Source organism: Nonomuraea sp. MG754425, assembly GCF_021699195.1.
Classification (GTDB): Bacteria; Actinomycetota; Actinomycetes; order Streptosporangiales; family Streptosporangiaceae; genus Nonomuraea.
Genome location: NZ_SSXE01000149.1, coordinates 1 through 25931 on the forward strand (window position 1 = coordinate 1; position 25931 = coordinate 25931).

The following is a 25931-nucleotide window of genomic DNA, read 5'->3' on the forward strand; positions in this document are numbered from 1 at the left end:
GGGGTGGTCAGTGGTCGGGGCCGGCGAACTGTTCGGCGGCGCGGCCGATGCGGGCGAGCCGGGCCAGGGCCGGGCGGGCGAGCACCTCGCCGATGTCGTGCAGGGCGACGATCAGCTCCTCCACCCCGTCGAGCGGCATGTCCGGCTCCCTGCTGAGCAGGATCCCCCGGTACTCCTCGGGCGAGACGGCCCCGCCGGGCAGCTCGATGCGATCGTCCTCCGCGCGGAACAGCACCGGGACGGAGGTGTCGAGGGCCAGCGCGAGCGCCGTCAGCTCCGCCGCCGTGAAGGAACGCTGCCCGCGTTCGGCCTGGTGGACGGCCTGCCGGCTCCACGATCTGTCGAGGTAGCGCCCCAGGGCCTCGCCCAGCTCGGTCAGCGACATGCGCCGTTCCGCGCGCAGCCGGGCGATCTGGCGTCCGATGGCCTCTTCCACCCGCATATCCCCACCCCATTCACGATGCCGGGCGACGACCTGCTGTCATTCTCCATGATGACACCGACAGCCAGCCATTGACGGCTGCGTGCCCGCGGCAGTAGTGTAAAGGCCCAGAGTTCCTCGTCAATGTAGTCGATGACATGAGTGATGGTGAGGCGCGACATGCAGGACATCGTCATTGAGGTGGTCGGACCGATCGGCGACTGCGCCGTGCTCAAGGTCGCCGGCGAGGTCGATGTGTTCACCGCGCCCAAGCTGCGCGAGCAGATGATCGACCTCGCGGCCAAGGGCGTCGTGCACATCGTCGCCGACCTCAGCGCGGTGGAGTTCCTCGACTCGACCGGGCTGGGCGTGCTCGTCGGCGGGCTCAAGCGGCTGCGCACACAGGACGGCTCGCTCGCGCTCGTGATGACCACCGACCGCATCTCACGCATCTTCCGGATCACCGGCCTGACCGCCGTGTTCGCCTCCCACTCCTCCGCCCTCGACGCCGTCACCGCCGACCCGCACTGGGCGCAGGCCGTCGAGGCCGAGGCCGGCAGCGCCGAGGAGTGGTGCGCGCGGCACGGCCTGGCGGCCTGACCCGCGACGAAAGCCGAGGCCCGCGCACGGGGCCTCGGCTTCGCGACGTCAGGGGCCCGACGTCAAGGGCCGGCGTCAGGGACGGGAGGCCTCGTCCAGGATGGCGAGTTCCTCGTCGTCCAGCGTCAGGGTGGCCGCGGCCATCAGCGGCCCCAACTGCTCCAGGTCACGCGCGCTCGCGATCGGCGCCGTGACCGTCGGCTGGGCGGCCAGCCAGGCCAGCGCCACCGAGGCCGGCGCCGCCTGCCGCTCCCGCGCGATCCCGGTCAGGGCCTCGATCGTCCGCGGGCCGTGCTCGGTGCGCAGGTATTCGGCCGCGACCCCGGCCCGCGGGCTGTCCACGGTCGCGCCGGGGACGTACTTGCCGGTCAGGAACCCGCGCGCCAGCCCGAAGTACGGCGTACTGGCCAGCCCCTCGCGGGCCACCACCTCCCGCAGTTCGCCCTCGTACGCGCGCTCGACCAGGTTGTACGGCTGCTGCAGCGCGACGTAACCGGCCAGGCTCTCCTCGCCGGACACCTTCAGTGCCTCGGCCAGCCGTCCCGCGGAGTGGTTGGACGCCCCGACGTAGCGCACCTTGCCCTCGCGGACCAGCGCGTCGAACGCGGCCAGCGTCTCGACCAGCGGGGTGTCGTGGTCGTCCACGTGCGCCCAGTAGAGGTCGATGTAGTCGGTACGCAGCCGCCGCAGCGAGTCCTCGACCGCCGCCCTGATCGTCGCCGGTGCGAGCCCCCGCAGCCCCTCCAGCATGCCGACCTTGGTGGCCAGCACGATCGAGTCGCGCTTGCGGCGGGAGGCGAGCCACTCGCCGATGATCGCCTCGGATGTGGACTCCCCCGTCGCCCAGTACGGATAGACGTCGGCCGTGTCGACGAAGTTGCCGCCGCCCTCGACGTAGGCGTCGAGGATCGCGAACGACGTCTCCTTGTCGGCCGTCCACCCGAAGACGTTGGCGCCGAGCGATATCGGGAACACGGACAGGTCCGTGGTGCCAATTGATCTCATCTCGCTATTATCCGCACACCGCGGAAGGAGGCTGCGATGCGGCCCCGATTAGCTGGATGCCTGGTGGGCGCGCTGGTCGCCGCCGGTCTGTGCCTGGCGGGCGTGCTGCTCCTCGGGCCCGGCCAGGACGGCGTTCCCGACACGGCGAAGAGCCCGGCGCCCGGCCGCCGGGAACAGGGCGAGGTCGTGGCGGAGCGCCGGCTCGACGAACGCCGGATGGAGCTGACGATCCGCTCGCCGGCGCTCGACGCCACCACGAAGGTGCGCCTGCTGCTCCCCCGCGGCTGGGAGTCGCGGACGGACTGGCCCGTGTTGTGGCTGCTGCACGGCGGGCTCGACGACGAGACGTCGTGGACCGCGAAGACCGACGTCGAGGCGCTCACCCGCGACAGCGGCGTGCTGGTCGTGATGCCGGACGGCGGCAGGTGCGGCAGCTACTCCGACTGGTGGAACGGCGGGGCAGGCGGCCCGCCGCGCTGGGAGACCTACCACCTGAAGGAATTGCTGCCGCTGCTGGAGGAGCGTTACCGGGCGGGCGGGCGGCGCGCGGTCGCGGGCTACTCGATGGGCGGGCAGGGCGCGATGTTGTACGCGGCCAAGGGCCGTTTCGAGGCGGCGGCCTCGTTCAGCGGCGCCCTGCACATCCTCGGCCCCGGAGCGCCGCAGGCCGTGCTGGCGGGGACCATGGCCGGCTGCTTCGGCACCGACTGGAAGCGCATCTGGGGCGACCCGGAGCGGCAGCGCTCCGTCTGGCGCGCGCACAACCCCTACGACCTCGCCGACCGGCTCAAGGGCGTCGAGCTGTACGTGGCGGCGGGCGAGGGCGACCTGGTGGAGGACCTGGCGAACGGGGCGGCGCGGGCCTTCGCCGGGCGGCTGGAGCAACTCGGCGTCCCCGTGCGCACCCACTTCTACCGGGGCGGGCACAACCACACGTACTGGCAGCGGGAGCTGCACCGGGCCTTCCCGATGCTCATGGCCGCCGTCGGCGTCCGTCCGGCCTGAGCGGTATCCGGACGGCGGCCCGAGCGGCGGGTCAGGCGGCCCGGTCGACCAGCGAGTGGCACAGCGCGCGCAACTCGACGGCGTGCGGCAGGTGCTCGTCGAGGACGCCGAGCGCCGACGACACGTACCGCTGCGCGAGCTCCCGCGCCCGGTCGTGGCCGCCGGCCTGCTCCACGAGGCCGGCGGCGTGCCGCGCGGACTCCTCGTCCGACGCCCCGGCGTCGAGGACGGCCGACAGCTCGCGGGCGGCCGGGGAGCCGGAGGCGAGGGCGGCGAGCACGGGCAGGGTCTTCTTGTCGCGCCGCAGATCGTTGAAGACGGGCTTGCCCGTGACGCTGGGGTCGCCCCAGATGCCGAGCATGTCGTCCACGATCTGGAAGGCGATCCCGAGGTCGAGCCCCATGCCCCACATGCGGTCGGCCAGCTCCGGCGCGCCGCCGAGGGCCACGCCCGCCGCGGCGGCCGCGCCCAGCAGGCCGCCGGTCTTGCCCGCGGCCATCTCGGCGTACTCCTCGATCGTGACCTCGCCTGGCCCGGACCAGGGACGGTCCTCGAAGGCCATGTCGGCGCTCTGGCCCTGGACGAGCTGGACCAGGGCGGCCGACAGGTAGGGCATCGCCTCGGGCCGGCCGGCGAGCTGGCCGACCGCCAGGGCGAGCAGCGCGTCACCGGTCAGCAGCGCGGGGCCCACGCCGTACGCCTTCCACAGGGCCGCGTGGTGGCGGCGCAGCTCGTCGCGGTCGATGATGTCGTCGTGCGCCAGCGAGAAGGCGTGCACCAGCTCCACGGCGACCGCCGCGGGCAGCGCCGACTCCGCGGGGGCGCCGACGGCCTCGGCGCTGAGCAGGGCGATCGCGGGCCGCACGCCCTTGCCGCCGTCGCCCTCGCGCTCTCTGCCGTCGAGATCCGACCAGCCCATCGCGAACGTCGCCATCCTGGCGCCCCACGGGTGGAGGGTCGAGACCGCGTCGCGCAGGGCGGGTTCGAGCAGGCGTCGGCAGCGGCCGACGGTGCCGCTGTGCAACGGATGGCTGAGATTCAATCGGTGCTCCTACCCAGGTACGATCTTGAATCTACATGCACAAGCATGTGATACTCCACCCAACGTTTGACATTTGTCAGGGATGTCCGCGATGTGAGACGTGCACCCTATGCGATGAAGGGATCACCAGTGGCAATCGAGGCTATCGCCGGCGCCCCTGCCTCACAGGCAGCCGTCCGGCCGGGCGCCACACGAGCCGCCACGCGCGTCCCCGCACCGGTCGCACGCCTCCGGAGCAGGCAGGCCGCCGCCGCGTCCCCCGGACCACGCCGGACGAGCCGCCACCCCGGACTACCGCGGACCTAGCCGAACACCGTCCCGCCTTCACGCACTCCACGCACACCGTCGCAGATTCTGCGCAGTCAACTCTCAGGTGCACACCGCATCCGGATCGGGGATCGCTGCCATGCCGCACGTCACGGGAACCTCGGCGACCAGTCCTCACGTCGTTCCCACTCACCGGGCCATCCCCCGCCTCGTCAGCGACCCGGTCACCGAGCTGGCCAGGATGGGCACCGACGCTCGCGGCCAGGTCGTCCGGCTCCACCTCGGGCCCTTCCGCCCCTACCTCGTCTCGCACCCCGACCACGTCCAGCAGGTGCTCAAGACGGACTGGACCAACTTCGTCCGCGAGGGCGTGTTCTGGCGGCCGTTGCAGCGCCTGATCGGCCAGAGCATCCTCGGCGAGGGCGAGGGCTGGGAGTCGGCCAGGAAGATCCTCCAGCCGCTGTTCACCGCGCGCTACACGGCCTCGCTGGCCGAGGACATGGCCGACATCATCGCTGAGCGCATCGGCGAGCTCGACGAGTTCGCGAGCACGGGCCGCCCGATCGACCTGGAACACCAGATGACCTCGATCGTCAACCAGGCGGTCATCAAGGTGCTGTTCGGCGGCCGGATCACCCGTGAGACCGCCGAACAGCTCGCGCCCGAGTTCGCCACGTGCGCCACCTCGATCGGCTTCCGGATGCTCTTCCCCTTCGCGCCGTACTCGGTCAGGGTGCCGGGTGACCGCGCCTTCCTGCGCTCCGCGAAGAAGATCGACGAGATCGTCTATCCCCTCATCGAGCAGGCCAAGCGCGAGAACAACCACGGCAAGGAGGTCGTCTCCGCGCTGCTCACGGCCCGGCTGGAGAAGGAGGGCCGGGCCGACCTGCACCAGGTGCGCGACGACCTCGTGAACATCTACGGCGCCGCCTCGGAGACCACGGCGATGTCGCTGATCTGGCTGTGGCAGGTGCTGCACGACCACCCCGACGTCGACGCCCGGCTGCGCGAGGAGGTCGACCGGGTGGTGGGCGACGCCCCGGTGCGGCCGTCGCACGTCGCCGAGATGCCCTACCTGCGCATGGTGCTGCAGGAACTGCTGCGGGTCTACCCGAACGCCTGGGTCGTCCCGCGCCAGACCGTGGCGGACACGGAGATCGGCGGCGTCCGGATCGAGGCCGGCTCGCAGGTGCTGATCAGCCCGTACACCACGCACCGGCTGGAGGAGTTCTGGCCGCGGCCCCTGGAGTTCGACCCCGAGCGCTGGGCCAACGAGAAGACCGAGCGCCGGCACCGGTACGCGTTCATCCCCTTCGGCCTCGGCCCGCACGTCTGCCTCGGTCAGCACCTGTTCTACGTCGAGGCGTCCCTGGTGATCGCCAACCTGATGAGCAGGTACCGGCCGGCCCTGACCAACCCGCAGCAGCTCAAGCCGGTCCCCGGCGGCGCCACCCTGCGGCCCAAGCAGAAGCTCTACCTGAAGTTGCAGCCCAGCGGACGGAGCCGGGCGGCATGAGCGTCAGCGAAGCGGAGACGGCGGGAACGGTGGCGGCGACAGTGGCAGCGACAGCGGCGGCGACGGCGGACATCACCTCGGCGGCGGACCTCGCCGCCGAAGCCGGCGAACTGGTCACGAGCCTCATGCTCCGGCCGTGGGGCCAGGTCTCGCCCTCCGTCTACGAGACCGGCCGGCTGGTCTCGCTGACGCCCTGGCTGACCGGCCACCTGGAGCGCATCGACTACCTCGTCCGCACCCAGCGGCCGGACGGCTCGTGGGGCGCGCCCGACGGGTACGGCGTGGTGCCGACCCTGAGCGCCACCGAGGGCATCCTGTCCGCGCTGACCCGCGAGGACGAGGGCGCCGACCGCGAGCGTCTGGCCGGCGCGGCCGACCGCGGGCTGCGGGTGCTGTCGACCTGGCTGGGCGGCCCGCTCGACCTGCCCGACATGCCGGCGATCGAACACATCGTGCCCTCCCTGGTGGACCGCATCAACCGGCACGTCGAGGGGCTGCCGGGCCGGACGCCGGTGCCGCTGCCCGAGGCCATGAATTACGACACGTTGCACCTTGTCAGGTCGCGGGTCAAGTCCGGCGAGGAGGTGCCGGAGAAGCTGCTGCACGCCCTGGAGATCGCCGACGACGCGGCGGCCGGGGCGCCCGGCATCCGGCCCACGGCCATCGGCAGCGTCGGGGCTTCCCCCGCGGCGACCGCCGCCTGGCTGGGAGCGCACGGAGAGCACGACGCGCACGAGCCGGCCCGCGGGCACCTGGAGGCGGTGGTCCGGTTATTCGGCGGCCCGGTGCCGGTCGGGCTGCCCATCACCGTCTTCGAGCGCGGCTGGGTGCTGAGCTGGCTGCTGCGCGCGGGCGTGGCCGTCGAGGTGCCGCCGGAGATGGTGGCCGACATCAGGGCGGCCATCGGCCCGGCCGGCACGCCCGCGGGACCGGGACTGCCCGCCGACGCCGACACGACGTCCGTGGCGCTGTACGCGCTGGCGCTGCTCGGCGCCCCGCACGAGCCGGACAGCCTGTGGGGCTTCCGCTCCGGCACCCACTTCGCCACCTGGCCCGGCGAGCAGGGCGTCTCCGTCAGCGTGAACGCGCACGTGCTGGACGCCTTCGGCGAGTACGTCCGCCGCCGGCCCGCCGCCGCCCCGCGCTACGACGCGGCCGTCGCCGACCTGGCCGGCTGGATCCGCGACCAGCAGCAGCCCGACGGGAGCTGGACGGACCGCTGGCACGCCTCCCCCTACTACGCCACCGCGAGCTGCGCGCTGGCGCTCGACGCCTTCGGCGGTGACGCCTCGCGGGAGGTGGTGCGGGCGGCGGCCGAGTGGACGCTGGACACCCAGCGCGCGGACGGCTCGTGGGGCCGCTGGGAGGGCACGGCCGAGGAGAGCGCGTACGCGATCCAGATCCTGCTGCTGACCAGAGGGGACGCCGACCCGCGGCGCCTGCGCGCGGCGGACCGGGCGCTCACGCACCTGACGGCGTCCACCGGCGGCGAGCACCCGCCGCTCTGGCACGACAAGGATCTGTACGTGCCCCGCGCCATCGCCCGCGCCGCGGTGATCGCGTCGTCGCACCTCGTCCGGCAGGCGCGGGCGCGGGTGGTCTAATGGCGATGAGCGTCCGCGTCCGCGGCGAGATCCCGGACCGTGTAGGCGTGCGTGTCCCTGGCCATGTACCAGCCGCCGCTGAAGGCCACGCACCGGTACTGCCCGTCGGCGACCCACGCCAGCTCCGCGGGCAGCCGGCCGATCTCCGCGGCGAACTCCGCGTTCAGCTCGCGGATGTGCGCCGACACCCGTTCGACCGCGGCCTCGGTGCTCAGGCCGGCGCGCTCGTGGATGAGGACGGCGTTCGGCTTGCCCTCGCTCCGCTCCCGCTGGAACGTCCTGACGTCGTTGGCCAGCCGCAGGCAGGACGCGCCGAGGTCGGTGACCGCGGCGGCCGATCGCCAGGCGCCGGCGGTGTCCTGGCCGCAGATCGCGAGGGCCGCCAGCCACCACGTGTGGTAGAGGAACGTGACGGCCGCGTTCGGCAGGTACTCCTCGTACCCCGGCCACGGCTCGCCGCCCGTCGCCCAGACGCGTTCGCGGGCCGTGGCCTCGCCGGTGAGTTCGAGCTGCCTGGCCAGGTCCGGCAGGTACGCGTCCGCGCCGTCGTAGGCACGCAGCCGCGCGCACCACGTCTGCCAGGCGTGCATGGCCTCCCGCATCGCCTCCCGCGCGGGCCCCTGCACGGAGGGCGTCCCGGCGTCGTCGATCGGCGCGCCGGTCAGGACGTCGGACAGCCGCCGGAACAGCGCCACGATGTCGCGGTCGGTCCAGTCGCCCGCGACGTTGTCGGCGATGTCGTCCACGCCGAACAGGATCGTGCTCAGGGCGCCGAGGTCGGCGATCTGCTCGCGCCGGGCGTGCGGGAACGTGGCCGCGGCCGACAGGCAACTGAAGGCCAGCCGGCTGGCGGCGCTGTCACCGTCGGCGAACAGCGCCGTATAGGGGAGCAGCAGTCGCCGCACTTCCGGGACCGCGTCGAGGGCGGCGTTCAGGACGTCGCCGCGATCCGGTTCTGGCACTCCGGCGAGTTGATGTGACTGTTCGAGAAGCTGGTCGGCGAGGTCATTCCGGATGGCGAAATATGCGGGTGCGGGGTCGGTCACTTGCCGAGAATACCGATTATGACCCATTTTGTCGCAAATTTGACTAAATTGGGTCAAGGCCCCCGACATCTACGAATGTCGTTGCTTGAGGGGCGCTTTACCCTGCGCTAGAGTCCCTTGATCGATACGATGTCCTGCGTCACCGCACGCCAGGTGGCCGGCAGACAACATGTGACTTTCACAGGATGGGTATAATGCGCTTCCGCAAGACGCGGCTGCGGACGAAGATCACTGCGATGCTGCTCTCCCTTGCAGCCCTGTGGGTCTTCGCCGCGTGGGTCACCCTCCGCGAGGGGGTCAACCTCCTGTGGGTCTCCCAGCTCGACGCCTCCGTGTCCGCCCCGAGTGACCCCCTGCTCTTCGCCCTGCAGAGAGAGCGCAGGCTCTCGATGGTGCGGCTGAGTGAGAAGACCGTCCAGACCCGCAAGACGCTCGAGAGCCAGCGGAAAGAGACCGACGGCCTGCAGGCCGCCTTCCGCGAAGAGGCCGACGCCACCGTGGTGCACTGGGCCCTCGACGACCCGGGCGACGAGCGGCTCACCGAGATGATCGCGCGGCTGCAGTCGCTCAAGGAGATCCGCCAGAACATCGACGCGGGCCGGTTCACCCAGGCCCAGGCATCGAGCGCGTACGACGAGGTCATCGACCCGATCTACGACCTCTACGGCTCGCTGGCGACGCTCGACGACAAGGAACTCGCCAAGGACGTCCGCTCGCTGCTCACCCTGAGCCGGGCCAGGGAACTGCTCACCCGCGAGGACGCCCTGCTGGCCGGCGCGCTGGCCGAAGGACGGCTGACCTCCGCCACGCTGGCCGAGTTCGCCCAGGCCGTGGGCTCCTGGCGGATCACCGCCGAACAGGCCGCCGGCGACCTGCCCGACTTCGACAAGGCCGCCTACGACCGGCTGGCCAAGGGCCAGGCGTCCATCCGGCTCCAGAACCTGGAAAAGCAGGTCATGGAGTACGACCCGAGCTCGCTGAGCCTGCCGTTCACCGCCGACGTGTGGAAGTCGACCACCGAACGTTTCCTGGCCGACTTCAACACCATGGTGCTCGACGCCGGTGACCGCGTGGTCGAGCGCACCGTCCCGGTCGCCGTCAACGTGATCATCCGGCTGGTCCTGGCCGGCGGTCTCGGCCTCCTCGCGGTCATCGCCTCGATCGTGCTGTCCATCACCACGGCCCGCGCCCTGCTCGCCCAGCTCCAGAAGCTGCGCGACGCGGCGCACGAGCTGTCCGACGACCGGCTGCCCGGCATCGTCGAGCGCATCGGTCACGGCGAGGAGGTGGACGTCGCCAAGGAGGCGCCCGCCCTCGACTTCGGTGACGACGAGATCGGCCAGGTGGGCCAGGCGTTCAACACCGTCCAGCGCACCGCCATCTCCGTCGCCGCCGAGCAGGCGGAGCTGCGCCGCAGTATCCGCGACATCCTGCTCAGCCTGGCCCGCAGGACACAGGGCCTGGTGCACCGCCAGCTCACCGTGCTGGACGTGATGGAGCGCCGCGAGACCGACCCCGAGGAGCTGAAGGAACTCTTCCGGCTCGACCACCTCGCCATCCGCATGCGGCGCAACGCGGAGAACCTCATCGTCCTGTCCGGCTCCTCCCCCGCCCGTACGTGGCGGCGCTCGGTGCCCATGGTCGACGTGGTCCGCGGCGCGCTGGCCGAGGTCGAGGACTACACCCGCGTCTCGCTCATGCCCATGGGCGAGGTCGTGCTCGTCGGCCGCGCCGTCGGTGACGTCATCCACCTGCTCGCCGAGCTGATCGAGAACGCCGTGTCGTTCTCGCCCCCCTACACCAACGTGCAGGTCAGCGGCCAGCTCGTGGCCAACGGGTACGTGATCGAGATCGAGGACCGCGGCCTGGGCATGAAGACCGAGGACCTCGACTCGGCCAACGAGCGCATCGCCGACCCGCCCGAGTTCCGCATCACGGGCACCGCCCGGCTGGGCCTGTACGTGGTCAGCCAGCTCGCCAAGCGTCACGAGATCCAGGTCGTGCTCAAGTCGTCCCCGTACGGCGGCACCACCGTCGTGGTGCTGCTGCCGCAGGAGCTCGTCCAGCTCGACCCCACCCCCGAGACCCACGACAGCGGCGAGGGCAGGGAACGGCTGCCGCGCCGGCAGCCGGCCGTCGCCACGGCCACCCGGCCCGGCACGGCGGAGAACGTCCGCACGCTGCCCACCCGCGCCGCCGCCCCGGTCTCTCAGCCCGTCTCGCAGCCGGTCTCTCAGCCCGGCTCTCAGCCTGTGCCCCCGCCCGCACCTCGCCCGCGGCCGGAACCCGCGCGCAGGCCGAGACCCGAACCAGCGCCCGCCCCGGAACCACAAGCCGAAACGCCAGCCGAACCGGAGCAGAAGTCTGTGACCGAGTTCACCCCAGGAGGGCTTCCCCTCCGGGTGCCCCAGGCCAACCTGGCGCCAGCGCTGCGGGACGACACGCCCACGCAGCCCGACTTTGAGGAGAACGATGACGAGCGCTCGCCGGAGGAGATCCGCGCGATGATGGGATCCCTGCAGTCAGGCACCCGTCGCGGCCGCTCGCAGGCGGCCAAGATGCTGGAGGAACAGCAAGGAGGTGATGACGCATGACCCCCACCGCGGGCACCGACCTCAACTGGCTGATGGATGACCTGGTCAACCGGGTCAAGGAGGCCGAGCACGCGATCGTGCTGTCGTCCGACGGGCTGCTGATGGCCTCGTCCGGCGCGCTGCAGCGGACCGACGGCGAGCACCTGTCGGCCGTCGCCTCCGGCCTGCAGAGTCTGGCCAAGGGCGTGGCCGACCACATCTCCGCCGGTCCGGTACGGCAGACGGTCGTCGAGTGGAAGAACCAGTTCCTCATCGTCACCGCCGCCGGCGAGCGGGCCTGCCTGGCCGTCCTGTGCGTGCAGAACGCCGACATCGGGCTGGTCGCGTACGAGATGGCGATGATGGTCGCGCGGGTGGGCCAGTACCTCACCTCGGGCGCGCGCAACGCCCAGGCCGTCGCCGGGAGCGACCGGTGAGAGGCACGGACGAGCCCACGGACGAGCACTGGCTGGATCCGGAGATCATCCGGCCTTATGTGGTGACCCGTGGCCGTACCCAGCCTGCGCACGGCAGGTTCGACCTGATCTCCATGGCCCTGGCGATCGGCCCGTTGCCGGGTCCCGACGCCGGGCTCGACCCCGAACACCTGCGGATACTGCAGCTCTGCCGCGAACCCAAGTCCGTGGCCGAGATCGCCGCGTATCTCGACCTGCCGGCCGGCACGATCCGGGTGCTGCTCGGCGACCTGTTCGACCGCGAACTCGTCTCTGCCCAGGAACCACGATCCGAGGTGGACATGCACGACATGAAGATGTACAGGGCGGTGCTCGATGGTCTTCGCTCGCTCTGAGCGCCCGCGTCTGCCGACGGCGATCAAGATCCTGGTCGCCGGCGGGTTCGGCGCCGGCAAGACGACGATGGTGGGCGCGGTCTCCGAGACCCGGCCACTGCGCACCGAAGAGGTACTGACCGACCGCGGCGTCGGCGTGGACGACCTCACCTCGGTGGAGGCCAAGCGCACCACCACCGTGGCGATGGACTTCGGCCGGATCACGCTCGGCAACGACTACGTCCTGTACCTGTTCGGCACCCCCGGGCAGGAGCGGTTCTGGTTCGTGTGGGACGAGCTGGCGGAGGGCTCCCTGGGCGCCGTCATCCTCGCCGACACCCGGCGGCTGGCCGACTGCTTCCCGTCGGTCGACTACTTCGAGCGGCGCGGCACGCCGTTCGTGGTGGCGGTCAACTGCTTCGAGGGCTCGCCCTCGTTCGAGATGGACGAGGTGCGGCTGGCGTTGCAGCTCAACCCGGCGGTCCCGATCATCATGTGCGACGCGCGCAAGCGCGAGTCGAGCCGCGAGGTGCTGATCAGCCTCGTCAAGCACTCGGCCCGGCTGCGCGCCGAACCGGTCGGTAGCTGACCGGTACCAGTCTTCCCGGTCGCCCGGGGTTCGTGGCCGCACCGCGAACCCCGGGCGACCGGCTTTTGCGGCCGTGTTCCTGCGGCCGGTGCTGGTGCGGCCGGTGCTGGTGCGGCCGGTGCTGGTGCGGCCGTGCGGCCGGTGTGTCAGCCGGCCTGCGGGGCGGACATGGTGGCCTTGAGGCCGCTCAGCCGGCCGCGGTCGTCGAACTCCGCGACCGCCTCGAACCCGGGCCCGGTGAGCCTGGCCCCGTCGCCGCCGAAGTCCACGCCGAGCCCGCGCTTGGTGGCGTAGCTGTGCAGGGCGCGCCGGTGGTCGTGCAGCGGCACGATCGTCAGCGCCTGCGGGATGATCCGCATGACGCGGGCCGGCTCCGGCCGGGGCAGGCGGAAGTCGGGGTGCTCCACCAGGAAGGCCGCGCGCGTGCCGCCGCCCGCGTCGCCGTTGTAGGACGTCCAGAGCCCGGTCACCGCCTTGGCGGCCTCCGTCATGATCCCCGCCGCGACGTGGGCCTCCGTCGGGGAGCCGGGCAGCGCGCTGAACGGGACCTCCGCCTCGGCGAGCTGCGGGATGTCGTACTGGAGGCCGAACTCGCGCAGCCGTGCGGACGTCGCCACCACCACCTCCGCGAACCCGGACGGGTTCGCCCAGGCCCACAGCCACGAACCCGGGCCGGGGGCGGCGGTGCCGAGCAGGTGGAAGGCGGTGCAGGTGATCGTCCGGGCGCCGGTGAAGTCGAAGCGTGGTTGTTGCAGGTCCACGTGCCAGTTGTGGTCGGCGAGGAACTCCTCCAGATGCACCTGGTGCTCCAGGGAGAGCATGGCGGCGTCGTCGAGGAGATCGGCGAAGGTCAGCGAGGTTTGCACCTCCCGCAGACTAGAGGCTCCGCCGCGAGTTCACGCGCTTTCGCCATGATTTGTCGGTACAGCAAGGATCGGATGCCGGTTCCGGCGGTCGACATCCGCCGGGATCGGGAGATGATGTCGCGAGGACGAGAGGAGCCGAAGGATGCACCCGACTTCCCCACCGCCCGAGCCCGCCCCGGCCCGGCAGGCGGCCGCACCCGGGGCCGCCGAACCTCCGCGCGTGGTGGGCGACACGGCGCTGATCCTGGAGGTGCCCGAGGCGGAGCCGCTGGTGCGGCCGTGGCGGGAGCGGGAGGACGGCGTCCCCGCGCACATGACCGTGCTGGTGCCGTTCCTGCACACGAGCCTGATCGACGACGGCGTCCGGCGCGAGTTGCGGGCGCTGTTCCTGCGGCATCCGGCCATCGACGTGACCTTCCGCGAGATCCGCCGCTTTCCCGACGTGGCGTACCTCGCGCCGGAGCCCGCCGGGGCGTTCGTCCGGCTGACCGAGGCGGTGGTCGGGCGGTGGCCGCAGACGCCTCCGTACGGCGGGATCCACGACGAGATCGTGCCGCACCTGACCCTCGGCCGGTGCGGCACGGTGGACGAGCCCTGGGTGACCGGCGCGTTGCCGCTGACGGCACGGATCACGGCGGTGTCACTGATGACCTGCGAATCCGGCACGGCCCTGAAGCCCGGCGGGACCGGTGAGCGCTGGCGGCGGACCGAGTTCTTCCCGCTCGCCTGAGCCCTCGCCGGCGCTCAGGACGGGCGGTGGTGGAGGGCCGCCACGCGGGGCAGGCGGCGGGTGATCTCGTCGTGGTCGTCGAAGTCGAAGCCCCACTCCGGGTCGAGCCGCGGGTAGTCGATCGTGTAGGAGCCGTGGGGGAACGCCTCGCCGGTCGCCTTCTCGTAGGCGCGGCCGGCGGCGCCCAGCATCGCCTCGCAGTCGAGCTCCGTCCAGTCGGTCGCGGCCTGCTGGACGACCGGCAGGCCGGCGAGCGTGTCGGGATCGGCCAGCACGCTCTCGTAGACCGCGCGCCCCTGCGCGATCAGCCAGCCCCGGAAGTAGTCGAAGGCGTCGTCGGAGCAGCCGCCGTTGATCACGTAGGCGGCGGCCCAGAGCGGGGCCCGGTAGGAGCCGGCCATGAGGGTCCAGAAGATCTGCTGGGCGGTGACGATCTCGGCGGGCGGCCGGGCCGACAGCAGGCCGGCGAGCCGGTCGGCGACCTCCTCCTCGTCTCCGGCCCCGGCGCGGGCGTCCTCGACGAGTTGCCAGTAGCGTGCGGTGTCCATGGCCGGAAAGCATGCCAGCCGGCCCCGACAAGAACCGCCCGAGCCGAGCCACGCCGGCCCACTCGCAGCACTCACCGCCCACAGCTTTGGGTCGGGGGAGGCCGTTCAGGGTGTCGGCTCGGCCAGGTAGGTGTCCAGTTGTGCCGCGCCGCGCAACATCGCCCGCCCGCGCGCGGACAGCCGCGCCTGCCAGTCGTGCAGCGCGCTCTCCAGCGGCGCGAGCCCGCCGGCCGCGCGCACCTGCCGCACCAGCGGCGCGATCTGCTCCAGCAGGTAGCCGCCCCGCCTGAGCTGGTGGGCGAGCCGCACGTCGCGCACGTCGGCCGCGCTGTAGACGCGGTAGCCGGTGTGCGGGTCGCGGCGCGGCTCGACCAGCCCGGCCTGCTCCCACTTGCGCAGCGTCGCGGGCCGCAGGCCCAGCCGCCTGGCCAGCGGCCCGATGAACGTGCCGCCCGGTTCAGGCTCCGGCTCCGGCGCGTCCGGCGGCACCAGGGAGCGCAGCGCCCGCTCGACGGCCTGGAGCGTGCGGCGGTCCTCCAGCAGTTGCGCGTGGCTCTCGTCGATCAGCCGCAGCGCCTGCTCGGTGGCGCCCTCGTTCACCGTCCGCATGATCGAGGTGGCCGTCGCGTGCCCGTGCCCGGGGACGAGGGCGAGGAACGCCCGCAGCGCCTGGGCGTGCCGGCCGGTGTAGGTGCGGTAGCCGTGCTCGGTCCGCGCGGCGGCCGGCAGGATCCCGGCGTCCTCGTAGTTGCGGACCGCCTGCGTGGACAGGCCGTGCTCGCGGGCCAGATCGACGGGCCGGAGCCGCCCAGCGGGCATGACGTACCTCACCGTGTTGAAGGTCTCGCTCCGGCGGTCGGCGGGAGCGAGGAGAAAGTCTCAACAGAAGGTTCAACGATACCGTAGAAGGCGGAAGCTCATCGCCGGCGAGGAGAACAGGATCCGTCATGCCCGCTGACCCGCCCGTCCTGGACGCCGTCCTCGGCCGCGACGCCGAAGGACCCGCCGCCGTCGTCCGGCTGCTGCGCTCGTTGCCGGCCCGGCCCCGCCTGCTCGGGCTGGGCGAGGCCATGCACGGCGAGCGCGCGGTCGAGGACCTGCGCAACGAGATCTTCCGCGAGCTGGTCGAGCACGCGGGGTACCGCGCGTTCGTGCTGGAGAGCGACTGCGTGGCGGGCCTGGCCGTGGACGAGTACGTCCGGACGGGCGCGGGCTGCCTGGACGACGTCATGCGCACCGGTTTCAGCCACGGCTGGGGAGCGCGCGAGGCCAACCGCGAGCTGGTGAGCTGGATGCGGGCCCGTAACGAGGGCCGTCCCGCCGGGGAGCGGCTGCGCTTCTTCGGCTTCGACGCGCCCCTGGAGATGATGAGCGCGGCCAGTCCGCGCCGCGCCCTCCTCGCGCTGCACGACTACCTGGCGGCCGGCGAGGTCCCCCTGCGCTGCTCCCGCGACACCCTGGACGAGCTGCTGGGCCCCGACGAGCGATGGACGGACGAGGCCGCCGCCCTGGACCCGTCGCGGTCGGTGGGCGACCATCCCGACGTCGCCGCGTTGCGCCTGCTGGCCGACGACCTCGTGCCGCTGCTCACCGTGCACGCGCCGCGCCTGATCCCCGCGACCTCCCGCGAGGAGTGGGACCGGGCCCGCATGTACGCACGGACCGCGACCGGTCTGCTCCGCTACCACGCGGGCATGGCGGAGCCGTCGGCGGCCCGCGTCGCGCGGCTGCTGGGCCTGCGCGACGCGATGATGGCCGACAACCTGGAGGCCGTCGCCCCGCACGGCCCCGCGCTCGTCTTCGCGCACAACCGGCACCTCCAGCGCGAGCCGAGCACCTGGCGGCTGGCCGGGATGGAGCTGGAGTGGTGGAGCGCGGGGGCCATCGTCGACGCGCGGCTCGGCGCGGGTTACTACGCGTTCCTGGCCGGGGCCCTCGGCACGGTCCGCCATCAGGGGCTCGGCGACCCGGGGCCCGGCACGCTGGAGGGCCTGCTGGCCACGCTGCCGGGTGAGCGGCACGTCCTCGGCTCGCGGGCGCTGGCGGCGGCCCTGGACGGCCGCGCGCTGATCCCGCGTACGGACACCGCCGGCAACCACGGCTACTTCCCGCTCGACCCGGCCCACCTCGCCGGCACGGACGGCGTCGTCTTCGTCAAACACGTGCCCGGGACGAAGTGAGGGCCCGGCCGGGGCGGCCGGCCGGGCCCTCTGGGAACGGGCGCCCCGGGCAGGGGGGGTCGGGCACCCGTCTGGAAGGAGCAGGCGTCAGTGCTCCGTGGCCTTCTCCGCTCCGACGCCGGTGAGCGAGCGGACCTCGATCTCCGCGTACTTGGCGGCGTTGTACTCCTTGCTGAGGACCGTGCCGAGCCAGCCGAACAGGAAGCCCAGCGGGATCGAGACGATGCCGGGGTTGCTCAGCGGGAACAGCACGAAGTCGGCCGTCTTGAACAGCGCCGTCTCGCCGCCGGAGACCACCGGCGAGAAGATGACCAACAGCAGGGCGGAGACCAGGCCGCCGTAGATGGCCGAGACCGCGCCGGCCGTGTTGAACCTCTTCCAGAACAGGCTGAAGAGGATCGCGGGCAGGTTGCCCGAGGCCGCCACCGCGAACGCCAGCGCGACCAGGAAGGCGACGTTCTGGCCCTGGGCCAGGATGCCGAGCCCGATCGCGACGGCGCCGATGACCAGGGCGGAGAGGCGGGCCACCACGACCTCCTGGCGCTCGCTGGCCTGGCCGCGCTTGAAGACGTGCGCGTACAGGTCGTGGGAGAAGCTGGAGGAGGAGGCGAGGGTCAGGCCGGCGACCACGGCGAGGATCGTGGCGAAGGCGACGGCGCCGATGAACGCCAGCAGGAGCGTGCCGCCGACCGGGCCGAAGATGTCCTCGCCGATCTGCTGCGCCAGCATGGGGGCGGCGGTGTTGCCCGCCTTGTCTCCCGCGACGATCGCGTCCTTGCCGACCAGGGCCGCCGCGCCGAAGCCGAGGACCAGGGTCAGCAGGTAGAACACGCCGATGATGCCGATGCCCCACAGGACGGACTTGCGGGCGTCCTTGGCGGTGGGGACGGTGTAGAAGCGGATGAGGATGTGCGGCAGGCCGGCCGTGCCGAGCACCAGCGCCAGGCCCAGGCTGACCAGGTCGATCTTGCCGGCCAGGCCCTGCGCCTCGGTGCCGTACTTCAGGCCGGGGATGAGGAAGCTCTCGGGGTTGGCCTTGGGGCCGCTGACCGCGGCGGCCTGACCGAGCAGGCCGGAGAGGTTGAAGCCGAACTTGCCCAGCACCAGCAGCGTCACCAGTGCGGCGCCGCCCATGAGCAGCACGGCCTTGACGATCTGCACCCAGGTGGTGCCCTTCATGCCGCCGAACACCACGTAGACGATCATGAGCGCGCCCACGCCGACGATCGTCCAGGCCTTGCCGGCCTCGCCGGTGATGCCGAGCAGCAGGCCGACCAGCGCGCCCGCGCCCACCATCTGCGCCAGCAGGTAGAAGATGCTGACCACGATCGTGGACACGCCCGCCGCCGTGCGGACCGGGCGCGGGCTCATCCGGAAGGCCAGCACGTCGGCCATGGTGAACTTGCCGGAGTTGCGCATCAACTCGGCCACCAGCAGCAGCGCCACCAGCCAGGCGACCAGGAACCCGATCGAGTACAGGAACCCGTCGTAGCCGGACAGCGCGATGATGCCCGCGATGCCGAGGAAGGAGGCGGCCGACATGTAGTCGCCGCCGATCGCCAGGCCGTTCTGCACGCCGCTGAACGACCGGCCGCCCGCGTAGTAGTCGGCGGCCGTCTTGGTCTGGCGGCTCGCCCAGAACGTGATCGCCAGGGTGGCGGCCACGAAGGTGAGGAAGAGGATCATCCCCAGGGTCGTCGAGCTCACTGGGTCTTCTCCTCCACCTCGTGGCGCAGCTTGTCGGCGATCGGGTCGAGCTTCCGCTCCGCGTGCCTGGCGTACGCCCACGCGATGAGGAAGGTGGACACGAACTGCAGCAGACCGAAGACCAGGCCGACGTTGATGTCACCGAGCAGCTTGATGCCCATGAAGCCGCGCGCCCATCCGGACAGCACCACGTAGAGCAGGTACCACACGAGGAAGGCCACGGTCATGGGGAACGTCCAGCGGCGGAATGCCCTCTTCAGTTCCTGGAACTCACTGCTCTCCTGTACTTGTTCATATACCGATGCGTCATGTTCTCTAGTCGTCACGAGACCTCCACTGTGATGCGGATCACGCCCAACGTAAGAGCGCAACCTACCCGCCGGGGAGATCGGTAGGAGGGGTGTTCGCCGAGCCGCCATCGTCCGGCGCTTAGTTGGGAGGGAGTTGCGGTGAAAGGTCCGTTCAGAGCGATGAGCGGTCGGTTATCCCTTTCACCCCTTGACGGCTCCCGCGGTCAGCCCCTCCACGATGAAGCGCCGGATCACCGCGAACAGGACGAGCGTCGGCACGACCGACACGACCGTGGCGGCGGCCATCGAGCCCCAGTCGATGTCGTACTGGGTGATGAAGGAGTTCATGGCCACCGGGACGGTCTTGGAGTCCTCGCTGTCGATGAACGTGATCGCCAGGAACAGCTCGTTCCAGCACTGCACGAACGCGAAGACGAAGGTGGCCGCGATGCCCGGCAGCATGACCGGGATCACCACCCGCACCATGGCGACCAGCCGCGACGCCCCGTCCACCTGGGCCGCCTCCTCCAGCGCGACCGGGACCCGCTCGTAGAAGCCGCGCATGATGATCGTCGCGAACGGCACCAGCATCGCCACGTACACCACCATCAGCCCGGCCAGCCGGTTGAGCAGGCCGAGGTCGGACATCAGCAGGTAGAGCGGCCCGAGCGCGATGAACAGCGGGATCATCTGGGTGACGAGGAAGGCCAGCACGAGCGCGCCGCGGCCGGGGAAGGCGAAGCGGGCCAGCGTGTAGCCGCCCAGCGCGCCGACCACGGTCACGACGGCCGCCGCGACGAGCGAGACGACGAGCGAGTTCAGCAGGTACGTCCCGAAGTCGGCGAAGGAGAACAGCTCGGCGTAGTGCTCCAGGGTGGGACTGGCGGGCCAGTACCGCAACGGCACCGAGAAGATCTCCGGCTTGGGCTTGAGCGAGGTGACGACGATCCAGTACAGCGGGAACAGGGTGACCAGCAACCAGGCGGCCAGCACGACGGCCTTCGCCGCCGTCGCGGCGAGCGCGGCCACCCGCCTCATCGGGCCCGCTCGAATCGGGTGGCGTTGAGGTAGAAGACGCTGAACGAAAGCAACAGCCCGAGGACGAGCAGCCCGACCGCGCCCGCCCGGCCGTAGTCGCCGCCGATGACCTGCTGGATGAGGAACGTCGTGATGATGTCGGTGCCGCCGGCCGGGCCGCCGCCGGTCATCGAGTAGATGAGGTCGGGGAAGTTCAGGATCCAGATGACGCGCAGCAGCACGATGAGGGCCAGGGTGGGGCGGATGTGGGGCAGGGTCACGTGCCAGAACCGGCGGGTCCTGGAGGCTCCGTCCACGGCCGCCGCCTCGTACAGCTCGCCGGGCACCGACTGCAGCGCGGCCGTGATCATGATGGCGAAGAACGTGACGCCGTACCAGATGTTGGCCACGATGACCGAGGTCATCGCCCATCCCGGGGTGGCCAGGAAGCCGATGCGCTCGTCGATGAGACCGGCCTTCAGCAGCAGGTCGTTGACCACCCCGAACTGGCCGTTGAACATCCACCGCCACAGCAGCCCGATCAGGAAGCCCGACATGGCCCACGGGAAGAACACCCACGCCTGGTAGAGCGCCCTGCCGGGGAAGTGCCGCCGCAGCAGCAGCGCCAGGCCGAAGCCGAGGAAGAACTGGAAGAACAGCGAGAGCGCCACCCACGTGCCGGTGTTGCGCAGCGCCGTCCAGAAGCGCTCCTCGGCCAGCACGGCGCGGAAGTTCTCCAGGCCGGCGAACGGGGTGGCGGTCACGTCGAACAGGTTGTAGCGCTGGAAGGCGATCACCGCGCCGCGGATCATCGGGTAGTAGGTGAACACCGCCACGAACGCCACGCCCGGCAGCAGGCACAGCATGACGAACCGGGCCCGCCGGAGGGTGAACGCGCGGTTCACGACACCTTCTTCGCCTGGTCGGCCCAGAAGGCGTCCCAGGCCGCGAGCACCTCCGCGGTGGTCTTCTTACCGGTGATCAGCGCTTGGACGTCACGGTCGGAGTCCACCAGGAACTGGCTCCAGCCGGGATAGTCCACCGGCCGGATCGTGATCACCTGCTTGGGGTCCTGCTGGGCCTGGAGGTAGGCCTTCCACGCACCCTGGGAGAACTGCGGGTCGTCCTGGGCCCGCGTGGAGATCGGGATGAGCGAGTTGCCCTTGGCGAAGGCGATGCTCTGCTTGGCCTCCGACAGGAACCGCACCAGCGCGACCGCCTGCTTCTGATGCTCGCTGAAGGAGGTCACGCCCCAGCCGGCGTAGCCGACGGGCTGGTAGGCGTACCCGGTGGGGCCCTTGGGGATCGGGGCGGTGGCCCAGGCCGTGACGCCGCTCTCCTCGACCGTCTTGATCACCTCGGGGTCCTGGATGAGCATGCCGGTCACGCCCGAGGTGAAGCCCTGGACCATCTCGGGGTAGCCCCAGGACACGGAGTCGGGCGGCGACGCGTCCTTGAAGATCTTGACGAAGAGGTCGAGGGCCTGCGCCGCCTCGGGGGTGGAGAAGATCGTGCGCTTGTCTTTGAGGTAGAAGGATTTTTCGGGATTTAACGCCTCGCCGTTGTACGCGCTGATCATCATCACCGCGTAGTCCGCCCCGCCCTTGCCGCCCCGGAAGGAGTAGCCGAACCGGTCGCCGGAGGTCATCCGCCGCCCGGACTCGTACAGCTCCTGCCAGGTGGCCGGGGGGCCGGCCATGCCGAAGTCCGTACGGTAGAACAGGGTCCGCTGGTAGAACCCGTACGGGATCAGGTAGGGCTTGCCCCCGACCTCGACCGCCTTCTTCCTGGCCAGCTCGGTCAGGTCCGACCAGCCGGGCCAGTCGGTGGTGGGCAGTTCGGCCAGCCAGCCGTTGTTGGAGAAGGACTTGGCCGTGTGGTCGCGCACCTCCAGCACGTCCAGGCCCTTCTTGGTCTGCAGGATCTGGGTGATCTTCTGGTCGGCGCTGTCGAGCGGCGGGGAGACGAGTTCGACGGTGACGCCCGGGTTGGCCCGCTCGAAGTCGGCGATGAGGGACTTGATGAGCTTCGTGCGCTCGGGCCCGGTCAGGCTCTCGATCATCCGCAGCCGGACCTCTCCGGAGCCGGGCTGCCCGCCGGATCCGCAGCTCGCGAGCACCAGCGTGGCGACTGCGGCCACGGCGGGCAGGGCGGTCAGGACGGGCTTTCTCATGACGAGCCTCCCGCGACGGTCAGACAGCGCTGTCAATCACGTTATGCCGCCATCCCCTCCAGGGCCAGACCGAGATCCTTGATCAACGTCTCCGCGGGCTCCAGTCCCACGGACAGGCGTACGAGGCCGACCGGGATGCCCATGGTGGCCCGCACGCTCTCCTCGGTGGACAGCGCGGGCGCGTTCACCAGGCTCTCGAACCCACCCCAGGACACCCCGATCCGGAAATGTCGCAACCTGGTGAGGAAAGAACCGACCCGCTCCCGCGACTCCGTGTCGAGCTCCAGGCTGAACAGGCTGGAGAAACCCGTCATCTGCCGCACCGCGATCGCGTGCCCCGGATGCGAGGGCAGCCCCGGGTGGTTCACCGACCGCACGGCCGGATGGTCCCGCAGGAAGGCCGCCACCGCCAGCCCCCGTTCCTGGTGCGCCGCCATCCGCACGGGCAGCGTGCGCAGGCCCTTGATCACCTTGGCCGCGTCGTGCGGCGACATGGCGGCCCCGAAGAGCTGGTACTCGGTCAGCGACAGCGGCCTGATCAGCCGCGCGGGCCCCACGACCACCCCGCCGACCAGGTCGCTGTGCCCGCCGATGTACTTCGACAGCGAGTGCACGACCAGGTCCACCCCCATCGTCAGCGGCTTCTGGTACAGCGGCGTGGACCACGTGTTGTCCATCACGGTCGTCAGCCCGCGCTCGCGGGCCCAGCCGGTCACCTCGGCGATGTCCACCACGGCGTAGGCCATGTAGGAGGGGGACTCGAAGTAGAGCAGACGGGTGCCCGGCCTGATCGCGTCGCCGGCCTCCGCGAGGTCCCTGACATGCGTGTGCGTGACCCCGAACTTCTCCAGGTAGCGCAGGAACTGCGTGGTGGGCCCGTAGATCGCGCCGAGCACCAGCACGTGGTCGCCCGCCGACACGATCGAGGAGATGGTCGCGGAGATCGCGCCCATGCCCGAGGCGAAACATTTGGCCCGCTCTCCCCGCTCCAGCGCGGCCAGCTTACGCTGGGCGAGATCGACCGTCGGGTTGGTCCCCCGCCAGTAGACGTACCGCTCGTCCTCGTTTCTGACGGCCTCGCCGAGTTCCTCCGCCGTCGCGAACGTGAACACCGAGTTCTCGAACACCGGCGGGTTGACCGCGCCCAGCGCCCAAGGCTCGTCCTCACCCAACCGGCCACAAATAAATTCATCATCCATGGGGGCACACTATGACAAATCGCAGGCCAACCATGGCGGACGTGGCCCGGCAGGCCGGTGTGAGCCTCAAGACCGTCTCCCGGGTGGTCAACCAGGAGCCCCATGTCAGGGCGTCGCTCCAGCAGCGGGTGCAGTCGGCGATCAGCGCGCTCGGCTACCGCCGCAACGAGGCCGCCGCCCGGCTGGCCCGGGGGGCCACCATGCTGACGCTCGGGCTGGTGATGGAGAACATCTCCAACGAGTTCTACTCCCGCCTGGCCGCCGCGGTCGAGGCCGCCGCGGCCGGGCACGAGGCGCTGGTGGTCTTCGGCTCCTACGAGGAGAGCGCCGACAAGGAGCGCATGCTCATCGAGTCCATGTACGCCAGGGGCGTCGACTCCCTGATCGTCGTCCCGTCGGCCGCCGACCACTCCTGGCTGGCCGATCACCCCGGCCTCACCACGGTGTTCGTGGACCGGGTGCCGCCGGGCCTGGAGGCCGCCGACGTGGTCATCCTCGACGACGTGTGGGGCGGCCGGAGCGCGACCGAGCACCTGCTCGCCCGCGGCCACCGCCGCATCGCGCTGATCTCCGACGACGACGGGCTCAGCTCGGTGCACGACCGCGCGACCGGCTACCGCGCCGCCCTCGCCGCGGCCGGGATCGCGGCGGACGAGGAGCTGGTGGTGCGCGGCGTGTTCGACCCGTGGCGGGTGTCGGGCGAGGTCACCCGGCTGCTGGGGCTCGCCTCGCCGCCCACGGCGTTCTTCGCCACCAACAACCGGGCGGCGATCGGGATCCTCCAGGCACTGCGGGAACGCCCCGAACGGGCGGCGTACGTCGGGTTCGACGACTTCGCGCTGGCGGACGTGTTCAACCCGGGGGTGACGGTCGTCCGCTACGACACGGCCCGCCTGGCCCGCGCCGCGGTGGACCTGCTGCTCAACCCGTCACCCACGGCCCGCCGCATCAAGGTGCCGGTGGAGCTGGTGCCCCGCGGCTCCGGCGAACTACCTCCCCCCTGACGACCGGCCCCGGCCGCACCCGCCTGACGGCCCGTGCCGGCGGGTGCGGCCCGGTCGGGGCGGGCGGGCTAGGACGAGCGGGGCCGCCAGTCGCCGCGGTCGAGGTCGAGGTCCTCCGGCGTGTGCAGCCGCACCATCGTCCTGGCCACGCCGGACGGCACCCGGTGCGGGGTCAGGAAGGACACCGCCACCATCACCACGAACGCGATCGGCACCGTCCAGGCCGCCGGCTGGGCGAGCAGCGCGCCCGCCAGCCCGCCCTGCGGCCCGCCGACGATCGTCACGAGCACCGCGCCGCAGGCCAGCCCGCCCCCCACGAACAATCCCGCCAGCGCGCCCGCCGTGGACAGCCGCCGCCACCAGATGCCCAGCACCAGCAGCGGGCAGAACGACGAGGCCGCGACGGCGAAGGCCAGCCCCACCACGTCCGCCACCGGCAGCGCCCGCGCCCACAGCGCCAGGGCCAGCGGCACCGCCACCGCCATCAGCGTGGCCATCCGGAACGCGCGCACGCTGCCCTTGAGCAGGTCCTGCGCGATGACCCCGGCCACGGACACGGTCAGTCCCGAGGAGGTGGACAGGAACGCCGCGAACGCCCCCGCGTTGGTGTAGAAGCGGACGAGCACGTGCGGCAGCCCCATCGTGCCCAGGAACGTGGCCAGGATCAGCGAGTACGTCGAGTAGAGCCCGTACTCCTTGCTCCCGCCCAGCGGCACCTGCCAGGTGACCGCGTCGGCGGCCGAGACGCCGGGCGCGCCGTGCGCCTGCCAGGCCATCAGCAGGAACACCAGCGGCACGGCCAGCGCGGTCAGCTTGAGCCAGTACTGGAACGCCTGCACGAACGTGATCGACCGCATCCCGCCCGACAGCACGTTCACCGCGACGACCACCGCGACCAGCAGGCCGCCCGCCCACACGGGCGCGCCGGTGATCGTGCGCAGCACCAGCCCGGCGCTCTGGAACTGCGGCATCAGGTAGAGCCAGCCGATCAGCACGACCAGCACGCTCGCGGTGCGCCGCACGGTCATCGACTCGAGCCTGGCCTCGGCGAAGTCGGGCAGCGTGTACGCCCCCGAGCGCCGCAGCGGGGCCGAGACCAGCACCAGCAGCACCAGGTAACCGCCGGTCCAGCCGACGGGCAGCCAGAGCATGTCCACGCCGAAGGACAGGATCAGCCCGGCCACGCCCAGGAACGAGGCCGCCGACAGGTACTCGCCGCCGATGGCGGAGGCGTTCCAGAGCGGGGTGACCGTGCGCGAGGCGACGTAGAAGTCGGACGTGGTGCGCGAGACCCTGATCCCGAACGCCCCGATGAGAACGGCCGCCACCATCACGATGACGACGGCGGTCAGGCTCATCGGCGCTCGACCAGTTCGGCGAAGTGGCGCTCGTTGCGCTCGGCCTGGCGGACGTAGAGCCAGGCCCCGATGACGAAGGCCGGGTAGATGAGGCCGGCCAGCACCGCCCACGGGAGCGGCACCCCGAGCAGGTGCGTCTCGCGCAGCTCGGGGATGAGCAGGAACAGCAGCGGCAGCCCGCCCACCACGCAGGCCAGCACCGTGCAGACGAACAGCGCCAGCCGGAACTGGGTGCGCAGCAGCGAGTGCATGTACACCTCGCCGAGCCGGGTCTGCTCGTCGATCTCCCTGGTGGCGGGGTAGCGGGGGCGTTCGCGGCGTTCCTGTCCACCTCCTCGGGACTGACCGTGTCCGTGGCCGGGGTCATCGCGCAGGACCTGCTCAAGGGCAGCGTGCGCGCG

At 71.4% G+C, this 25931-nt stretch carries 25 protein-coding genes and 1 pseudogene; 11 read left to right on the forward strand and 15 right to left on the reverse strand.

All coding sequences use genetic code 11. The annotated features are described in order from the left end of the window. Positions 1-7 precede the first annotated feature (7 nt). Positions 8-442: a helix-turn-helix domain-containing protein gene (locus FAF44_RS38245; RefSeq protein WP_237108253.1), complete on the reverse strand. Its 435-nt coding sequence runs from the start codon at positions 440-442 to the stop codon at positions 8-10. A 159-nt stretch (positions 443-601) separates the two neighbouring features. Between FAF44_RS38245 and FAF44_RS38250 the strand changes: the two are divergent. Continuing rightward, positions 602-940, forward strand: a pseudogene (locus FAF44_RS38250) (STAS domain-containing protein); the annotation flags it as partial. 156 nt (positions 941-1096) lie between these two features. Here FAF44_RS38250 and FAF44_RS38255 read toward each other — a convergent pair. Continuing rightward, positions 1097-2026: an aldo/keto reductase gene (locus FAF44_RS38255; protein WP_237108254.1), complete on the reverse strand. Its 930-nt coding sequence runs from the start codon at positions 2024-2026 to the stop codon at positions 1097-1099. Between the two features lie 36 nt (positions 2027-2062). On the opposite strand from FAF44_RS38255, the gene FAF44_RS38260 reads away from it, so the two are divergent. Next, on the forward strand, positions 2063-3031 hold the full coding sequence (locus FAF44_RS38260; protein WP_237108255.1) for an alpha/beta hydrolase family protein: 969 nt from the start codon (positions 2063-2065) through the stop codon (positions 3029-3031). A gap of 31 nt (positions 3032-3062) precedes the next feature. Here the strand turns inward: FAF44_RS38260 and FAF44_RS38265 are convergent, their stop codons facing one another. Continuing rightward, positions 3063-4073 (reverse strand): polyprenyl synthetase family protein, encoded by a 1011-nt coding sequence (locus FAF44_RS38265; protein WP_237108256.1) that lies wholly within the window; start codon positions 4071-4073, stop codon positions 3063-3065. A 406-nt stretch (positions 4074-4479) separates the two neighbouring features. Here FAF44_RS38265 and FAF44_RS38270 point away from each other — a divergent pair, with 406 nt between their 5' ends. Next, positions 4480-5856, forward strand: a complete 1377-nt coding sequence (locus FAF44_RS38270; RefSeq protein WP_237108257.1) for a cytochrome P450 — start codon at positions 4480-4482, stop codon at positions 5854-5856. After that, positions 5853-7460, forward strand: a complete 1608-nt coding sequence (locus FAF44_RS38275; protein ID WP_237108258.1) for a prenyltransferase/squalene oxidase repeat-containing protein — start codon at positions 5853-5855, stop codon at positions 7458-7460. The genes FAF44_RS38270 and FAF44_RS38275 overlap by 4 nt, the downstream gene beginning before the upstream one ends. On the opposite strand, the gene FAF44_RS38280 is transcribed toward FAF44_RS38275, so the two are convergent. Continuing rightward, positions 7457-8422 (reverse strand): hypothetical protein, encoded by a 966-nt coding sequence (locus tag FAF44_RS38280; RefSeq protein ID WP_237108259.1) that lies wholly within the window; start codon positions 8420-8422, stop codon positions 7457-7459. The genes FAF44_RS38275 and FAF44_RS38280 overlap by 4 nt on opposite strands. 278 nt (positions 8423-8700) lie before the next feature. Here FAF44_RS38280 and FAF44_RS38285 point away from each other — a divergent pair, with 278 nt between their 5' ends. From FAF44_RS38285 to FAF44_RS38300, 4 genes are read left to right on the forward strand one after another with little or no spacing between them, the layout of a single operon-like run. After that, on the forward strand, positions 8701-11100 hold the full coding sequence (locus FAF44_RS38285; RefSeq protein ID WP_237108260.1) for a nitrate- and nitrite sensing domain-containing protein: 2400 nt from the start codon (positions 8701-8703) through the stop codon (positions 11098-11100). Then, complete coding sequence (locus tag FAF44_RS38290) at positions 11097-11516, forward strand: roadblock/LC7 domain-containing protein (RefSeq protein WP_237108261.1); 420 nt, start codon at positions 11097-11099, stop codon at positions 11514-11516. Before FAF44_RS38285 ends, FAF44_RS38290 begins: the two co-directional genes overlap by 4 nt. Further along, entirely contained in the window at positions 11513-11890 is a 378-nt protein-coding gene (locus FAF44_RS38295) for a DUF742 domain-containing protein (protein WP_237108262.1), read from the forward strand. Before FAF44_RS38290 ends, FAF44_RS38295 begins: the two co-directional genes overlap by 4 nt. Then, positions 11871-12458, forward strand: coding sequence for an ATP/GTP-binding protein (locus FAF44_RS38300; protein WP_237108263.1), 588 nt, complete (start codon positions 11871-11873; stop codon positions 12456-12458). The genes FAF44_RS38295 and FAF44_RS38300 overlap by 20 nt, the downstream gene beginning before the upstream one ends. A 146-nt stretch (positions 12459-12604) precedes the next feature. On the opposite strand, the gene FAF44_RS38305 is transcribed toward FAF44_RS38300, so the two are convergent. Then, positions 12605-13324, reverse strand: a complete 720-nt coding sequence (locus FAF44_RS38305) for a DUF6882 domain-containing protein (RefSeq protein WP_308193451.1) — start codon at positions 13322-13324, stop codon at positions 12605-12607. A 142-nt stretch (positions 13325-13466) separates the two neighbouring features. Between FAF44_RS38305 and FAF44_RS38310 the strand changes: the two genes are divergently transcribed. After that, positions 13467-14054 (forward strand): 2'-5' RNA ligase family protein, encoded by a 588-nt coding sequence (locus FAF44_RS38310; protein WP_237108264.1) that lies wholly within the window; start codon positions 13467-13469, stop codon positions 14052-14054. Positions 14055-14068: 14 nt separating this feature from the next. Here the strand turns inward: FAF44_RS38310 and FAF44_RS38315 are convergent, their stop codons facing one another. Both FAF44_RS38315 and FAF44_RS38320 read right to left on the reverse strand, forming a co-directional pair. Then, on the reverse strand, positions 14069-14602 hold the full coding sequence (locus FAF44_RS38315) for a DUF4240 domain-containing protein (RefSeq protein ID WP_237108265.1): 534 nt from the start codon (positions 14600-14602) through the stop codon (positions 14069-14071). A gap of 105 nt (positions 14603-14707) precedes the next feature. Then, entirely contained in the window at positions 14708-15421 is a 714-nt protein-coding gene (locus FAF44_RS38320) for a TioE family transcriptional regulator (protein WP_237108276.1), read from the reverse strand. Positions 15422-15549: 128 nt separating this feature from the next. On the opposite strand from FAF44_RS38320, the gene FAF44_RS38325 reads away from it, so the two are divergent. Continuing rightward, positions 15550-16782, forward strand: a complete 1233-nt coding sequence (locus FAF44_RS38325) for an erythromycin esterase family protein (protein WP_237108266.1) — start codon at positions 15550-15552, stop codon at positions 16780-16782. 87 nt (positions 16783-16869) lie between these two features. Here FAF44_RS38325 and FAF44_RS38330 read toward each other — a convergent pair whose 3' ends face one another. The 6 genes from FAF44_RS38330 to FAF44_RS38355 all read right to left on the reverse strand — a co-directional run bounded on the left by FAF44_RS38330 (position 16870) and on the right by FAF44_RS38355 (position 23168). Further along, complete coding sequence (locus FAF44_RS38330) at positions 16870-18489, reverse strand: cation acetate symporter (RefSeq protein ID WP_237108267.1); 1620 nt, start codon at positions 18487-18489, stop codon at positions 16870-16872. Next, complete coding sequence (locus FAF44_RS38335) at positions 18486-18908, reverse strand: DUF485 domain-containing protein (protein WP_308193452.1); 423 nt, start codon at positions 18906-18908, stop codon at positions 18486-18488. The genes FAF44_RS38330 and FAF44_RS38335 overlap by 4 nt, the downstream gene beginning before the upstream one ends. 72 nt (positions 18909-18980) lie before the next feature. After that, positions 18981-19817, reverse strand: coding sequence for a carbohydrate ABC transporter permease (locus FAF44_RS38340; RefSeq protein WP_237108269.1), 837 nt, complete (start codon positions 19815-19817; stop codon positions 18981-18983). Continuing rightward, entirely contained in the window at positions 19814-20701 is an 888-nt protein-coding gene (locus FAF44_RS38345; protein ID WP_237108270.1) for a carbohydrate ABC transporter permease, read from the reverse strand. Before FAF44_RS38345 ends, FAF44_RS38340 begins: the two co-directional genes overlap by 4 nt. Beyond that, on the reverse strand, positions 20698-21969 hold the full coding sequence (locus tag FAF44_RS38350) for a sugar ABC transporter substrate-binding protein (protein WP_237108271.1): 1272 nt from the start codon (positions 21967-21969) through the stop codon (positions 20698-20700). The genes FAF44_RS38345 and FAF44_RS38350 overlap by 4 nt, the downstream gene beginning before the upstream one ends. Positions 21970-22010: 41 nt before the next feature. Continuing rightward, positions 22011-23168, reverse strand: a complete 1158-nt coding sequence (locus FAF44_RS38355) for a PLP-dependent aspartate aminotransferase family protein (RefSeq protein WP_237108272.1) — start codon at positions 23166-23168, stop codon at positions 22011-22013. 32 nt (positions 23169-23200) lie between these two features. On the opposite strand from FAF44_RS38355, the gene FAF44_RS38360 reads away from it, so the two are divergent. After that, positions 23201-24172, forward strand: a complete 972-nt coding sequence (locus tag FAF44_RS38360; protein WP_237108273.1) for a LacI family DNA-binding transcriptional regulator — start codon at positions 23201-23203, stop codon at positions 24170-24172. Positions 24173-24240: 68 nt separating this feature from the next. Here FAF44_RS38360 and FAF44_RS38365 read toward each other — a convergent pair whose 3' ends face one another. Both FAF44_RS38365 and FAF44_RS38370 read right to left on the reverse strand, forming a co-directional pair. After that, positions 24241-25530, reverse strand: a complete 1290-nt coding sequence (locus FAF44_RS38365) for a cation acetate symporter (RefSeq protein ID WP_237108274.1) — start codon at positions 25528-25530, stop codon at positions 24241-24243. Next, positions 25527-25904 (reverse strand): hypothetical protein, encoded by a 378-nt coding sequence (locus FAF44_RS38370; protein ID WP_272895572.1) that lies wholly within the window; start codon positions 25902-25904, stop codon positions 25527-25529. Before FAF44_RS38370 ends, FAF44_RS38365 begins: the two co-directional genes overlap by 4 nt. Positions 25905-25931: the final 27 nt, after the last annotated feature.

What these genes read in the sequence shown, in the direction of transcription:
- FAF44_RS38245 (WP_237108253.1), bottom strand. Translation starts at nt 442, where the DNA reads ATGCGGGTGGAAGAGGCCATCGGACGCCAGATCGCCCGGCTGCGCGCG.
- FAF44_RS38255 (WP_237108254.1), bottom strand. Translation starts at nt 2,026, where the DNA reads ATGAGATCAATTGGCACCACGGACCTGTCCGTGTTCCCGATATCGCTC.
- FAF44_RS38260 (WP_237108255.1), top strand. Translation starts at nt 2,063, where the DNA reads ATGCGGCCCCGATTAGCTGGATGCCTGGTGGGCGCGCTGGTCGCCGCC.
- FAF44_RS38270 (WP_237108257.1), top strand. Translation starts at nt 4,480, where the DNA reads ATGCCGCACGTCACGGGAACCTCGGCGACCAGTCCTCACGTCGTTCCC.
- FAF44_RS38275 (WP_237108258.1), top strand. Translation starts at nt 5,853, where the DNA reads ATGAGCGTCAGCGAAGCGGAGACGGCGGGAACGGTGGCGGCGACAGTG.
- FAF44_RS38285 (WP_237108260.1), top strand. Translation starts at nt 8,701, where the DNA reads ATGCGCTTCCGCAAGACGCGGCTGCGGACGAAGATCACTGCGATGCTG.
- FAF44_RS38290 (WP_237108261.1), top strand. Translation starts at nt 11,097, where the DNA reads ATGACCCCCACCGCGGGCACCGACCTCAACTGGCTGATGGATGACCTG.
- FAF44_RS38300 (WP_237108263.1), top strand. Translation starts at nt 11,871, where the DNA reads ATGGTCTTCGCTCGCTCTGAGCGCCCGCGTCTGCCGACGGCGATCAAG.
- FAF44_RS38310 (WP_237108264.1), top strand. Translation starts at nt 13,467, where the DNA reads ATGCACCCGACTTCCCCACCGCCCGAGCCCGCCCCGGCCCGGCAGGCG.
- FAF44_RS38315 (WP_237108265.1), bottom strand. Translation starts at nt 14,602, where the DNA reads ATGGACACCGCACGCTACTGGCAACTCGTCGAGGACGCCCGCGCCGGG.
- FAF44_RS38320 (WP_237108276.1), bottom strand. Translation starts at nt 15,421, where the DNA reads ATGCCCGCTGGGCGGCTCCGGCCCGTCGATCTGGCCCGCGAGCACGGC.
- FAF44_RS38325 (WP_237108266.1), top strand. Translation starts at nt 15,550, where the DNA reads ATGCCCGCTGACCCGCCCGTCCTGGACGCCGTCCTCGGCCGCGACGCC.
- FAF44_RS38335 (WP_308193452.1), bottom strand. Translation starts at nt 18,908, where the DNA reads ATGGCGGCTCGGCGAACACCCCTCCTACCGATCTCCCCGGCGGGTAGG.
- FAF44_RS38340 (WP_237108269.1), bottom strand. Translation starts at nt 19,817, where the DNA reads ATGAGGCGGGTGGCCGCGCTCGCCGCGACGGCGGCGAAGGCCGTCGTG.
- FAF44_RS38350 (WP_237108271.1), bottom strand. Translation starts at nt 21,969, where the DNA reads ATGAGAAAGCCCGTCCTGACCGCCCTGCCCGCCGTGGCCGCAGTCGCC.
- FAF44_RS38355 (WP_237108272.1), bottom strand. Translation starts at nt 23,168, where the DNA reads ATGGATGATGAATTTATTTGTGGCCGGTTGGGTGAGGACGAGCCTTGG.
- FAF44_RS38360 (WP_237108273.1), top strand. Translation starts at nt 23,201, where the DNA reads ATGGCGGACGTGGCCCGGCAGGCCGGTGTGAGCCTCAAGACCGTCTCC.
- FAF44_RS38365 (WP_237108274.1), bottom strand. Translation starts at nt 25,530, where the DNA reads ATGAGCCTGACCGCCGTCGTCATCGTGATGGTGGCGGCCGTTCTCATC.